This window comes from Massilia luteola, assembly GCF_034420155.1.
In the GTDB taxonomy this organism is placed as follows: domain Bacteria; phylum Pseudomonadota; class Gammaproteobacteria; order Burkholderiales; family Burkholderiaceae_D; genus Telluria; species Telluria luteola.
This window is the reverse complement of sequence record NZ_JAXOFN010000003.1, coordinates 117,092-129,359: the sequence shown is the minus strand read 5'-3', so window position 1 is coordinate 129,359 and position 12,268 is coordinate 117,092. Positions and strand designations below refer to the sequence as shown.

At 58.7% G+C, this 12,268-nt stretch carries 12 protein-coding genes; 7 read left to right on the top strand and 5 right to left on the bottom strand.

The genetic code is table 11. The features are described from left to right. Positions 1–25: 25 nt before the first annotated feature. The 6 genes from cdiI (at position 26) to U9J41_RS05970 (ending at position 5,574) form a co-directional block, all read left to right on the top strand. On the top strand, positions 26–376 hold the full coding sequence (gene cdiI / locus U9J41_RS05995; RefSeq protein ID WP_322400865.1) for a ribonuclease toxin immunity protein CdiI: 351 nt from the start codon (positions 26–28) through the stop codon (positions 374–376). 160 nt (positions 377–536) lie between these two features. Next, complete coding sequence (locus U9J41_RS05990; protein WP_322400864.1) at positions 537–896, top strand: hypothetical protein; 360 nt, start codon at positions 537–539, stop codon at positions 894–896. Between the two features lie 555 nt (positions 897–1,451). Further along, positions 1,452–1,703, top strand: coding sequence for a hypothetical protein (locus tag U9J41_RS05985; protein ID WP_322400863.1), 252 nt, complete (start codon positions 1,452–1,454; stop codon positions 1,701–1,703). 162 nt (positions 1,704–1,865) lie between these two features. Then, positions 1,866–2,363 carry a hypothetical protein gene (locus tag U9J41_RS05980; protein WP_322400862.1) on the top strand — a complete coding sequence of 166 codons (498 nt, stop codon included), beginning with the start codon at positions 1,866–1,868 and terminating at the stop codon, positions 2,361–2,363. Between the two features lie 2,177 nt (positions 2,364–4,540). Beyond that, positions 4,541–5,065: a hypothetical protein gene (locus U9J41_RS05975; protein WP_322400861.1), complete on the top strand. Its 525-nt coding sequence runs from the start codon at positions 4,541–4,543 to the stop codon at positions 5,063–5,065. An 8-nt stretch (positions 5,066–5,073) separates the two neighbouring features. Further along, positions 5,074–5,574, top strand: coding sequence for a DUF2345 domain-containing protein (locus tag U9J41_RS05970; protein ID WP_322400859.1), 501 nt, complete (start codon positions 5,074–5,076; stop codon positions 5,572–5,574). 214 nt (positions 5,575–5,788) lie between these two features. On the opposite strand, the gene U9J41_RS05965 is transcribed toward U9J41_RS05970, so the two are convergent. Together U9J41_RS05965 and U9J41_RS05960 are read right to left on the bottom strand one after the other, a co-directional pair. Further along, positions 5,789–6,241 (bottom strand): hypothetical protein, encoded by a 453-nt coding sequence (locus tag U9J41_RS05965; RefSeq protein WP_322400858.1) that lies wholly within the window; start codon positions 6,239–6,241, stop codon positions 5,789–5,791. A 127-nt stretch (positions 6,242–6,368) separates the two neighbouring features. Continuing rightward, positions 6,369–6,605: a hypothetical protein gene (locus U9J41_RS05960; RefSeq protein ID WP_322400857.1), complete on the bottom strand. Its 237-nt coding sequence runs from the start codon at positions 6,603–6,605 to the stop codon at positions 6,369–6,371. A gap of 135 nt (positions 6,606–6,740) precedes the next feature. On the opposite strand from U9J41_RS05960, the gene U9J41_RS05955 reads away from it, so the two are divergent. After that, a complete protein-coding gene (locus U9J41_RS05955) occupies positions 6,741–7,670 on the top strand; it encodes an IS5 family transposase (RefSeq protein ID WP_322400855.1) in 930 nt (309 codons plus the stop codon). A 1,078-nt stretch (positions 7,671–8,748) separates the two neighbouring features. Here the strand turns inward: U9J41_RS05955 and U9J41_RS05950 are convergent. The 3 genes from U9J41_RS05950 to U9J41_RS05940 are packed head-to-tail and all read right to left on the bottom strand — an operon-like array spanning position 8,749 to position 11,988. Then, the gene (locus tag U9J41_RS05950) at positions 8,749–9,747 is read right to left on the bottom strand and encodes an aldo/keto reductase (protein WP_322400853.1); all 999 of its coding nucleotides are present in this window, start codon (positions 9,745–9,747) and stop codon (positions 8,749–8,751) included. Continuing rightward, positions 9,744–10,919 carry a galactokinase gene (galK, locus tag U9J41_RS05945; RefSeq protein ID WP_322400852.1) on the bottom strand — a complete coding sequence of 392 codons (1,176 nt, stop codon included), beginning with the start codon at positions 10,917–10,919 and terminating at the stop codon, positions 9,744–9,746. Before galK ends, U9J41_RS05950 begins: the two co-directional genes overlap by 4 nt. Position 10,920: 1 nt before the next feature. Then, complete coding sequence (locus U9J41_RS05940; protein ID WP_322400849.1) at positions 10,921–11,988, bottom strand: UDP-glucose--hexose-1-phosphate uridylyltransferase; 1,068 nt, start codon at positions 11,986–11,988, stop codon at positions 10,921–10,923. Positions 11,989–12,268 lie beyond the last annotated feature (280 nt).

Genomic DNA, 12,268 nt, shown 5'->3' with positions numbered 1-12,268 from the left:
AGTATGGCCTGTCGAGAAAGTAAGCGTGAACAAAGTTCCTTTCCCTATTGCCGATTGGCGTGACGATCCACATTGGACGGTCAAGAGCTTTTTCAACTACGTTTGCGAACAGCGAGCGCTCGTTAGGGTCCTCGATGTCGTTACGCAGAGAGGCACATACGCATACAACGAGGAATACTGCGCCTTTCCTGACCCCGACGATCCTGACGCGAGGATGCACTTTAATGGTGTGGCATTTGGCGTGTCTGATGACGAAGTGATCATTACCGAGGGCGAGTTCTGGCGATACGTTCAGCAAGCGGGCCTCTTCTGGATCGAACACTACAAGGCCGATGCTGATGTAGTTAGGCGAATTTTGCTTCGAGTGCCCGGTTGATCTGCGCGGGAACGTCTGGTATGGGTCGGTTCCGGCCTGTCGTGACAGTTCGCGACTTTTCCAGCTCGGCAACCTGCTATGCTGAGTCGAACGGCCGGGTTCGGCCAGAAGCGGACGCACATCAGCTACTCATCAGGTCGTTCGATAACGGAAACTAGCGATGCTGGACTTTTCAAGCGCGATACTTATCGCCGCTCTCCTTTACGTGTATTGGGTCGGTCCGGTGCTGATCTTCCTTAACTGGCTATTGACCCGTTGTCTGGCCCGGGGCCACTCGGGAGTCTCGATTGCTATGGCTAACGTTGTTGTCTCTCTACTGTTACTCGGCCCGGTCAAATCACCTGGTGACGGTTTCCTATTCAGGGACAGCTACGGCCCGTGGTATTTCGGCGGATCCTCGGATCTACTGTCATGCATTGGTCTGGTAGGAATGTGCCTTGTATCGGTGGTGACGACCCTGGTCTCGTTCTCCAATCAACAAAAACAGTCTGAAGACACCAACACGACGGCCAAGACCTGAAAAAAAAGGAAACCGAACATGAGATGCTATGCTGGCTTGAACGGCCGAGCTCGGCCAGGAGCGTCCGTAGGCAACTGATACTTCGCCGGTTCAAACGCAGCAAGATAATTCAATGGTTACAACTATCTCGTTTGACTCGTCTACTCGGCCTATCTACACGCACCTGGAACCCATAGTCGATCTGCTTCTGCAGCATGGGAATGAACTAGTGCGGCCATACCGATGGGGAGAGAACCGGAGCGGATTCTTCTGCGTCTTGGCAAAGCCCATCGATTTCGATCTGATCGAGTCAACATTCGTGTTGCCGGAGACCGTACGTCTTGTACGTTCCGAAGGGAGTGTCGAATGCGACGTCACTTGGGCAACCATCAAAGGCGGCATGGCCCTAGGTGTTTAGGAATTGCATGCGACCCGAAAATCGTTTGTGAAGGTCCGCTTCGGGTCAAACTCGGCCTGTCGTGACAGTCCGATAGATTGTCGGCGCAGCAACATGCTATGCTGGCTCGATCGGCCGGGTTCGGCCACAAGCGGTCACTCGACCATTGGAGAATGGTAATGAGGGAGAAACGCTATTGGTTCCCCGTGCGATCAGCCAGAAATGGCTGGGGATGGGGACTCCCTTTGGTATGGGAAGGATGGGCGGTCATCTTGATCTTCTTCGTGCTGCTCTTCGGCGGCTCGATAATTTTGGCCCCTCACGGGGTACTTGCATTGATAACAAATGGCGTCGTTGCCGGAGGCTTTTTGCTTGCCATGGCGTTCTGGAAGGGGGAGCCGCAGAGTATGCGTGACACCAACTCGTCCTGATGTATTCATGCGCCAGGCGAACTACAAATCTTTCTTTTTGGTCTGCTTCGGGTCGAAGGCAGTCCATCGCGACAAACGGATCTCGGCCAAGAGCGGAGCGGGGCGAGGGGCTTCTGTCTGCAAGCTAATCGAAGAACTGAGCCAGTTTAAGGGTGGACCTGCATGACCAGTTTCGTGGTTCCTGAATTCGACATTCACTCGGCGATGATGAGATTTCGCTTGGCAAGTCGAGAACTGTTCAACAACTATTTCCGCACAGGTGGGCGTGATGACGAAGCATGGCAGGCTCAAGAGCGTTTCTCGCTCGTCGAAGAGCATCTATTCGATGCACTGGTCACCATGCCCGCAGGCCTGCCGTGCGGCAGTTACGGGAAGCCGCAGGAGCGCATTTCGCTCGCGTTGGCATATGGCGAGCTCGCGCCCTGGATGCTCAATCGAGAATTGGATTCTGGCTACTGGGATCACGCACAAACAGAGTTCACAGGCGACGCGGTGCTTTCGTTCGTCACCTTCTTTGACTGGGATTTGCTGGATGTAATCGACTGGCGATACGTTCGAGTGATAGTGAGAGCTTGGCCAAGCCATCCCGAGCTTGCGGGCAAGCACGCCCTAGTCGAAACAATCTACCTACGGTTTACACATTCAGAACGCGTGCTGTAGCGCGCAGTGCGGCGAATGTCGGATCTACAACGGCTCGTTCCGATTTCTGGACCTCTGCTCTGGGTCGAAAGTTGCCGTACACCGAACGGGTGAGATTGGCCAAGAGCGGAATAACCGACGGCTCCTTGCTGATTAACCGCGGTGCCGAAAGTTTAGAAAATATGGGCGACATGGCGTCAATTTTTCGATTCACACTAGTGGCCTGCCTTGGGCTCTACGTTGGCCAGCGCGTCGTTCTCGCCCTTCGCAGCGGAGTTGCGAATGCTGCTGGCACGTTATACAGAAGGAAAAATCAACCGATTCGGTTTTGGTTCGTGGTTTCGTTCCAGCTATTACTTGTGATTGTTTGCGCTACAGTTCTATGGAAATTACTTACCGGTTGACGGAACAATGGATAAGCCGCGTTGAGCGGCCGAAATCGGCCAATACCGGACTGTCGAAATTTCAGGAACCATGTGCAATCTCCCCGAAAAGCTACTCGAAAAAATTAGAGCTGCTGGACACTGGCAAGACGGCTGGCAGCGGGACTCTAATGGTTCCGACATCCTGGCTACAGCGTTTCGTCTTCACAGTGGCAGGAAGGTGCAACTCGTGGTCAATCGTGACGGCAAGATTCTCTATTTACTCAACCCGCTCGTTTACGCTCGCGGTGAGCCAGTGCCGCCAGGGGCGTCGAGTTTCGATTTCGACCTGTCGGACATCCAGGCGCTTTGTGGCCAGCGAATAGTTCGTTCGAGGTTTTTCCCTTGGGTGAAGCGGTACCAAGATTACGACCTTGTTCAACTCGATTAGCATCCGTGCTTGACATGATTACGTCTGCAAGGGGACGGTTGCGGCCGGTTATCACTGTCCGTAACTTTTCCGCATCAGCAACATGCTATGCTGGATCATCGGCCGGGTTCGGCCAGGAGCAGACGTTTGCAGTTCACTCCGAATAACGATACTTGCGATTGTTGAATTGTTTGCCATGGATAAAACACGACGTCGCCCAGTTTTAATGCCTGCACTGATGCTGGTCTCATCAACCGTTAGTTGTTCACTTGCGCTTTCAGCACCGATCGATTGTTCACTGGCAAAGTACGACGTGGAAGAGACCATTTGCTCTCATCCTTCGCTAACAGCACAAGACAAGGCAATCTCAGACAGACTTGACGCTCTAGGGCGCGCATGCCCTTCGCTTTGCCCACTGCTGATACAGGGTCAGAAGTATTGGTTGCGCGAGCGGTGGGACTGTCGAAACATACCAGGTGTTTTCGAGAAGGCAGAGGGACTAGCAACCTGTCTCGCCAGCAGAATGGAGCAACGCCTACATCAGCTTAACGATGAACCGCAAACTTGCGACCCGGAACCCTTGATTGTAGGGTATCGATTCGTGGACCCAGTGTATATGCTGCGATACGGCGATCATTACATTGGTAAGACCGTCTCGGTATTCGGCAGCATGATCCTTGATAGCTGTCGAGCACCAAATATCAAGGAGTTTACTGGGAGTATTGTAGGAAACTCTCCCCATCATGAACGGTATCGTGCAGTTTTTAGTTCGATGTCAGAAGAGGCAAGGGAACGCCTGTGCGCTCAACAACCTGCGGCGCACTGGCAGGGCGTAGTCAAACAAGATAGACGAGGTAGTTATCTCTTCCTATCTGAATAATAGTCTGGCCCCGCGACGCTAAACGTGATGCCTGATCGTAGTGGCTGTGAAGGTCCGGATTGGGTCGACAGTTGCCGTACGCTGGACGGCGTAGATTGGCCAGACGCAGACGTTATGGCAACTCCCGAATAAGGTACAGGTATGTCGACACGCACCAAGCTCCTGATAGCCAACGGGCTGATGAGCGTAGGGATAGTTCCTTTGGCGTTCTTTGTCGTGTGGCTAATCGGGATCCTGACCTGGACACCCAGTCACCGAACAATCATCCCAATAATGGATCCGCTCAGCACGATTGGCCCGTTTGTTCTGAGCTTTATCTTTACGGCTGCGGTGGCAGGCACAAGTGCGGCTTGGTCATGGGATCTGGTACGGGCAAACCCTCAAAGCCGCTCGCGAGTGGCTCTAGGATTGAGGATGCTGACTGCAACGTTACTGATCAGCCCGTTCGCGCTGCTCTTCCTGACGAGGTTTCTCCAACGGTAAAGCCATCGCAGCAACGTCTGGTATGGGTCGGGACCGGCCGGTCGTGACAATCCAAGGATTTTCCTGCCGAGCAACCTGCTATTCTGCCGCGACAGACCGGCTTCGGCCACTACCGGCCATTCGTGAAATGGGAAAAGATATGAGTTGCGTGTTACGAGTGTACGGTGAGGACCTTGAAATTGATGCGTTACTTCCAGGGCTAAAATTGGTTCCGTTCCGCACTTGGAAAAAGGGGCAGGAGCGACCTTTGAAGGGACGATTTCATGTTGATTCAGGCGCTAATTTTGTCGTAAGTGACGCCGAAATTGATAATTTCCCGGCCCAACTGGCCGATGCTGAATCGTATTTAGCAAACAATCATGACGAAATTTGGAAGCTTGCAACCGCTGCCGGTCTGGCTGGGGCTGTTCTGGATTTTGCGGTTGCAACGCGGCCAGGATTTGCAACTCAAACAAGCAATTTTTCTAGCGCATTCTTGCAGCGCATGGTCCACCTAAAATTAGATCTCGCAGTGTCTCACTATTTGACAGAGACTGATATCGGCCAGGAGCGGTCATCTAACACGTAGGATATTCCATGCGCATTGTGGGCTGGCCTGAAGAATCAGATTCAGAGGGCGGTATTCTGCCCATGACGATCTCTAACGTGGATTTTCATAGGACACCGGATGAGCTACGTTTGATCGCAAACTTCTTGCTGAGGGCAGCTGGCGAGCTCGACCTCGCTCAAGCGAATAATTCGGAACTGAACGTCGGAGTTGAACTCGGAATGCGCCTGATCGCCGCTGCAGGCGACATCGACGTCAAGGCCCTTTCGGACAGCATCAACCTGCTGGCAAAGCTGAACATCACACACACGGCGAACCGGATCACGTTCACCGCCAAGGAAGAAATTCAGATCAACGGCGCGCGAAGCTACGCCACCTTCAATTCTCAAGGTATCGAGCTCGGCACCAGTGGGTCGTTCAGATCGCATGCCAACGACAATAGCCTGCTCGGACCGAAGAACGCCGCGACCCCGGATATGCCCGTGGTGCACCGCTTCCAGCAAGAAGCGAAATTGAAGCTGTCGATCTGAGCGGCCATGGAAAACGATCGGCCGCACGCCGACACCCGGCAGGCGCACCTTGCCCCGCCACATCGGACAAGTTGACCGGACGCACGCCGGCGGACCTGGCGTAGCAAGCGCGGTGTCGGCGCCGTGATCGGCGCGTCTGCGCAAACCTGCTATTGCCGATGACCGCGAATTTCCTCGTCAGGGGACTGCACGCGTGGATTGGAGAAACCGCTTCTTACTTCTGAGGTTTTGGAAACGGGCACTTTGCTAGCGATTCTGGGGTATAGAAGAACAGTATTGGCTTCGAGGTCTTCGACTTCTTGTATGCCACTCCCTTGCCCTGCTTGATCCCTTGGCCCGTTTGAGAAAACACATATTCTCCACCGGCTTTGCCGTTGACGACTTCAATCCGGGCGAGCTCGTAATTACCCGAATCGGGATCGTCAAGATCGGTCTGAAAATTTTCGAAAACAAGCGGAATGGTTTCCTTGGAACCCGCGTACTGAATAACCGCGCCCACCTCCTTATTCAATTCTGTGTCCTTATAAGTTCTCATGACGAATGCAATGTCTCGATCTGTTTTTCCTCGCGAAACGTGCGTCCAACATGTTTGCTCGACCTCGACTTCGGCATGAGCAACGTTGGTTGCTGCGACTACGGCTAGAAATAATAACGCGGAAATCTTCATGGAATTACGGCCTTTGTTTGTCAAGTGACACAACGATCTGCCACGGCGGGACTTTTAATATAAAACGCTTCACGGGTGTACCATCTTGTTTGAATTGGCCAGTGGGCTCCCGCGCACTATTCCTTCTTTAGGAGAATGTCAGGCTTTCAGATGGCGCATCGGCGACCCGGTCCAGCAGGATATCGCGCAAGAACATGATGCTTTGAAGTCGAACGTCCAGCCCGTTAACGGTTTCAATAGTGGACCCGCCGTTGACTGCCTTGCTCGCAGCAACGGCGTCGTCCTGCGAGATGCCGTTATCCATTTTCTTCACCAGGCTCGGCTTGTCGATAACAAACCACGCGGCGGAGTCAGCGCAATTCACGGAATTATAGTCGTCATTGCCCCGGCAAATATATTGGTCGGGATCCCAGCCAAGCAGTTGGTACTGCCCTGAGGCTTTGTTGCGTAAATCAGGCCCGACCGGCGTAAAACGCGCAGGTCTGGTAGCCTGAGCGGGATGAAACCAGCCCCGCAGAAGTACCGCACGACCAACTGGAAGACGTACGACGAATCGTTGAAATCACGCGGCTCGCTGCTCATCTGGCTTGATCCGAGGATGAACTGGCACGGGCGACCGAGCGGCAAGCGCGGACGCAGCCAGGCGTTCAGCGACGAGGCGATCCAGTTCTGCCTGGGCATCAAGTGCCTCTTCAATTTGCCACTACGCCAGGCCATGGGGATGACGCAAAGCCTACTGCACCTGGCTGGGCTCGACTGGCCGGTGCCGGATTACAGCACGGTTAGCCGGCGGCAAAAGACGCTGCAGGTCGTTATCGGCGCTGTGCCGACCACAACGGGCTTGCATCTGCTGGTGGACAGCACGGGCGTCAAGATGCTGGGCGAAGGCGAATGGAAGACGAAGAAGCACGGCGCGGATTACCGCCGCCAATGGCGCAAGGTGCACCTTGGGATCGATGCGTCTACGCTTGAGATCCGGGCTATGGAAGTCACCGACAACAGTATCGGCGACGCACCTGTCCTGCCAGCGCTGCTGGGCCAGATTCCCGCTCACGAGCGCATTGCCAGTGTCAGTGGCGACGGCGCCTACGATACGAAGGACTGCCATGAAGCCATCGCGTTGCGTGCTGCGCAGGCGATCATCCCAACCCGCAAGAACGCCAGGCCCTGGAAGGCATACCGCTGCGGTGCCGATGCACGCAACGACATCCTCCGGGCGACAAAAAGGCTGGGGCGGGCAATATGGAAGAGATGGGGCGGCTACCACCGGCGTAGCCTCGTTGAGACCAAGATGCGCTGCTTCAAGTTGCTGGGCGAACGCATCATGGCACGCGACTTCGACCGTCAGGTTGCCGAGCTACACGTGCGGGCTGCCGTGCTGAACCGCTTTACTCGGCTGGGCGCCCCGGTTACGGTTCCAGTGTTATAAAACGAACCACAAATAGCGTCAGCTCGGCCTTCGCTCAATTTACGCAACAAAGCCGAAGTAGCCAATAATTACACAGCGCCCCGATCTTTTAGTGATCAGATGAAACACTTGGACGGCTCTATGCGCAAAGTTGCGGATATGCACTTACATCAGCAAGTTAGGAAATCTGAGGTGCTACCATCCGCCGCACAGGTGGATTTCAAGCCTGCCTTAGATGTCTTGCTTGCTGAAATTCTAAGGATACTCCAGTAAGCTGCCCCGAAATTTCGTCACGACACGCTTTCGAGTCCAACGGCCGAGATCGGCCAATAGCAGTCGTCTCGCAACGGTTTTAAGTGTACTTTTTACGCTACTTTTACGGTAGCCGAGCGTAAAATTTCATCAGTCGATGGAACCCGAGGTGGCGGCGAATGAAACAAGACGATATCAATGAAATGGAATGGCGTAACCCAGCCAATTGGACTTGGCGCGGGCCGCTCGGCCTCTATTCCAGTAAACGCGACACTCGGCTAATAGTGCCGAAAGCTACGCCCGTGATGGGATGGACACTTAATTTCGCGCACCCTAGTTGGGTGTATGTATTGGCTGCCATCGCAGTGTTACCTCTCGCCTTCGCTTTGGCACAACGCATGTTCTCGTAGACCCATCGGTTAACCTGCCGAGATATTGTCCGCTTCGGGTCCAGGCTGTGTAAAAACGCGAAATCACGACGTTTTCGGGGGTCTCTTTACCATTCCCGACCTCGTGAAAACCTCGTAGCGAGCGTTTTGAAAGGCCGAGCTTCGCGGACGTCTCACCGGGTCTGCGTTTTGACACAGCCTCGGTCAAAAGCAGACGTTGGGCTAGCAACAACTGCCCCGTTTTGTGGCAAACATTTTTATTGCGATGATTGCCTCATACTAACGATCGAACGCTTTTGTGGCGAACTTTTTTGTTGGGCAACTGTAGTCCAGTCGGGTCTAACTCTTTGATTTCTTTGGAGCGGTTATGGCAGACTTTTTTATTTGTGAACAATCGCTCGCCAAGCGTCGTCCGGTACGGGGGACACCGACGCCACACGGGCGTCCGGACCGCGTGGCTACTGCCCGGCGAGAATCGCCTCCACCGCCGCGATCTCGTCGCCCGCCAGCGGCGCCATCTGCACGGCCCGCACGGCATCGAGCACCTGCTGCGGCCTGCTGGCGCCGATCAGCACCGACGCGATGGCCGGCTGGCGCTTCACCCACGCGAGCGCCAGTTGCGCGAGCGTGCGCCCGCCCGTGCGCGCGACGTCGTTCAGCGCGCCGATCATGTGCAGGCGCGCCGGCGTGATGTGCTCCGGCTTCAGGAATCCGACGGACCCCGCCGCGCGCGAATCCGCGGGCAGCGCGCCGCCGAGGTAGCGGTCGGTGAGGAGTCCCTGCGCCAGCGGCGAGAACGCGATGCCGCCGATGCCTTCGCGTTCCAGTACGGGTAGCAAGTCGGTCTCGGGCTGGCGCGTGAGCATGTTGTAGCGCATCTGGTGGATCACGAACGGCGTGCCGAGGCGGCGCAGTTCGGCCGCCGCGGCGGCCGTGCGTTCGCCGCCGTAGTTCGAGATGCCGGCGTACAGCGCGCGGCCGCTGCGCACGATGTAATCGAGCGCCGCCATCGTTTCCTCGAGCGGCGTGTCGGGATCGGGACGGTGGTGATAGAAGACGTCGACGTAGTCCAGGCCCATGCGTTTCAGGCTCTGGTCCAGGCTCGCGACCAGGTATTTGCGGCTGCCCCAGTCGCCGTACGGGCCCGGCCACATCGTGTAGCCGGCCTTCGTGCACACGACGATCTCGTCGCGGTGCGGCTTCAGGTCCAGGTCGAGGATGCGGCCGAAATTCGTTTCGGCCGACCCGGGCGGCGGGCCGTAGTTGTTGGCCAGGTCGTAGCACGTGATGCCGTGGTCGAACGCCGTGCGCACGATGTCGCGCTGGCGGTCAAGATCGTCGGCACCGCCGAAGTTGTGCCACAACCCCAGCGACGCGGCGGACAGCCGCAGGCCGCTGCGGCCGCAATGCGGGTAAGGCATCGAGGCATAGCGTCCGGCCGCCGCCTTCCAGGTCACGGTACGACCTGGCCCGCGCCCGCGGCCGGTTTGCACACGTAGATCGTGGCCGGCTTGCCGTCCGGCGAGCGGTACTCGCGCTCCACCGCCGTGCGGGCCGCGTCGACCAGCGCATGCGGCACCACGGCCACGACGCAGCCGCCGAAGCCGCCGCCCGTCATGCGCACGCCGCCTTCGAGGCCGATCACGCCCTTGACGATGTCGACCAGCTTGTCGATCGGCGGCACGGTGATCTCGAAATCGTCGCGCATCGAGGCGTGCGACGCGGCCATCAGCTCGCCCAGGCGCGCGAGGTCGCCGCTGGCCAGCGCGTCGGCGGCGGCCAGTACGCGCTCGTCTTCCGTCACGACGTGGCGCGCGCGGCGCAGCACGACCGGGTCCAGCTCAACGCCGCGCGCTTCCAGCGTGGCCAGGTCGAGGTCGCGCAGCGCGGGCAGGCCGAAGTGGCGGGCGGCCGCCTCGCACTGTTCGCGGCGCACGTTGTAGGCGCTGTCGACCAGGCCGCGCGTCACGTTGGAATTGAAGATCATGATGGCGGCGTTGTCCGGCACCGGGACGGGCTTCACGTCGAGCGAACGGCAGTCGATCAGCAGCGCGTGGCCGGCGACGCCGCAGGCGGAGCTGATCTGGTCCATGTTGCCGCACTTGGTGCCGACGAAGTCGTTTTCCGACGCCTGCGCGATCAGCGCGATGTCGATCGGGGACAGCGCCTCGAAGCCGGGCAGGGTCGCGAACAGGCGGCCGACGGCGACCGACAGCGAGGCCGACGACGACAGGCCCGCGCCCTGCGGCACGTCGCCGGCGATGGCCAGGTCCATGCCCTGCATCGGCAGGCCGCGCGCGACGAACTGCGCGACGACGCCGCGCACGTAGTTCGCCCACATCGGCGCGGCGAGGCGGGTGATCGGGGCGTCGAGGTCGTATTCGTCGAGCGCGTCGGCATAGTCGGCGGCCACCACGCGCACCTTGCGGTCGGCGCGCGGACGCGCCGCGATGGCGGTGCGGTAGTCGATGGCGCAGGGCAGCACGAGGCCGTCGTTGTAGTCGGTGTGTTCGCCGATCAGGTTGACGCGGCCGGGGGCCTGGACGAACAGCGTCGGCGCGCTGCCGAAGGCGGTTTCGAAGGCGGCGGCGGTACGGTCGGTGCGGGAAATGAGGCGGTTATCGGTCATGTCAGGTCGATTGAGGGGATTCGGTTTCAAGGTAGTGCACTTCGGATTGCGCGCGCAGGCGTTCGGCCGCCTGTTCCGGGGTCAGGTCGCGCTGGGCCTCGGCCAGCATCTCGAAGCCGACCATGAACTTGCGCACCGAGGCGGAACGGAGCAGCGGCGGGTAGAAGTGGGCATGCAGCTGCCAGCCGGCGCCGTCTTCGGTGCTGGCGCCCTGGACGGGATACGGCGCGCCGTGCCAGCCCATCGAGTACGGGAACGAGGTCTGGAACAGGTTGTCGTAGCGGGTCGTCAGGCGTTTCAGCAGGATCGCCAGGTCGGCGCGCTGGGCGGGTTGCAGCTCTTCCAGGCGGCGCACGGCGAAGCGCGGCAGCACCAGCGTCTCGAACGGCCACGCGGCCCAGTACGGGACGACGGCGACCCAGTGCTCGGTCTGGACGACCACGCGTTCGCCCGCGGCGATCTCGCGCTCGGCCACGTCGAGCAGCATGCGGCGGCCGTGCTCGGCGTGGTAGGCATTCTGCTGGCGATCCTCGGCGGCCGGCAGGTTCGGCACATAGCTCGTGGCCCAGATCTGGCCGTGCGGGTGCGGGTTCGAACAGCCCATCACGGCGCCCTTGTTCTCGAACACCTGGACCCAGCGGTACGTGGCGCCCAGTTCGGCGGCCTGCCCGCACCACGTGTCGATCACGCCTTCGATGGCCGGCAGCGACAGCTGGGGCAGGGACTTGGCGTGGTCCGGCGAGAAGCAGATCACGCGGCTCGTGCCGCGCGCGCTCATCGTGTGGAACAGCGGGTCGGCGCCCGGCGCGGCTTCCGGGGTGTCCGGCATCAGCGCGGCGAAGTCGTTCTCGAACACATAGGTGCCCGTGTAGTCGGGGTTCTTTTCGCCGTTGACGCGGGTATTCCCCGGGCACAGGTAGCAGGTCGGATCGTGCGACGGGCGCGCCGAGCGGTCGATGGCTTCCTGCTGCCCCTGCCACGGACGCTTGGCGCGGTGCGGCGACACGAGGACCCAGTCGCCCATGAGGGGGTTGTAACGGCGGTGCGGATGGTCGGATGGATTGAACATGGTCTTCTTCTGCGATTCGGATGGACGGAAAGCCGCAACCGGCCGGGCGGGGAGCGACGCGCAGGCCGGCGGCAGCAGAGGCTGGCGCCGGCGTTTGCGGCCATTCTACCGTCGGTCGCGGCGCGCACGGCTGCCCTGGCGTGCGGACTTTTCCTGAGGCAAGAAGCTTAGCGTGACGCCGGGAAACGAGTTATGCCCAATGCTGGGGGATATATCTTGTTTTGATATGGTAAAGGCATGTTAAGGCCGGCCGCTGTCGCTGCGGGCGCAGCGGCGGCCG

Bases quoted from the DNA above. Each gene is read 5' to 3' on its own strand.
- galK (WP_322400852.1), bottom strand. From the start codon at position 10,919: ATGACCGATAACCGCCTCATTTCCCGCACCGACCGTACCGCCGCCGCC.
- U9J41_RS05955 (WP_322400855.1), top strand. From the start codon at position 6,741: ATGAAACCAGCCCCGCAGAAGTACCGCACGACCAACTGGAAGACGTAC.
- U9J41_RS05970 (WP_322400859.1), top strand. From the start codon at position 5,074: ATGCGCATTGTGGGCTGGCCTGAAGAATCAGATTCAGAGGGCGGTATT.
- U9J41_RS05985 (WP_322400863.1), top strand. From the start codon at position 1,452: ATGAGGGAGAAACGCTATTGGTTCCCCGTGCGATCAGCCAGAAATGGC.
- U9J41_RS05990 (WP_322400864.1), top strand. From the start codon at position 537: ATGCTGGACTTTTCAAGCGCGATACTTATCGCCGCTCTCCTTTACGTG.
- U9J41_RS05965 (WP_322400858.1), bottom strand. From the start codon at position 6,241: ATGAAGATTTCCGCGTTATTATTTCTAGCCGTAGTCGCAGCAACCAAC.
- U9J41_RS05980 (WP_322400862.1), top strand. From the start codon at position 1,866: ATGACCAGTTTCGTGGTTCCTGAATTCGACATTCACTCGGCGATGATG.
- U9J41_RS05940 (WP_322400849.1), bottom strand. From the start codon at position 11,988: ATGTTCAATCCATCCGACCATCCGCACCGCCGTTACAACCCCCTCATG.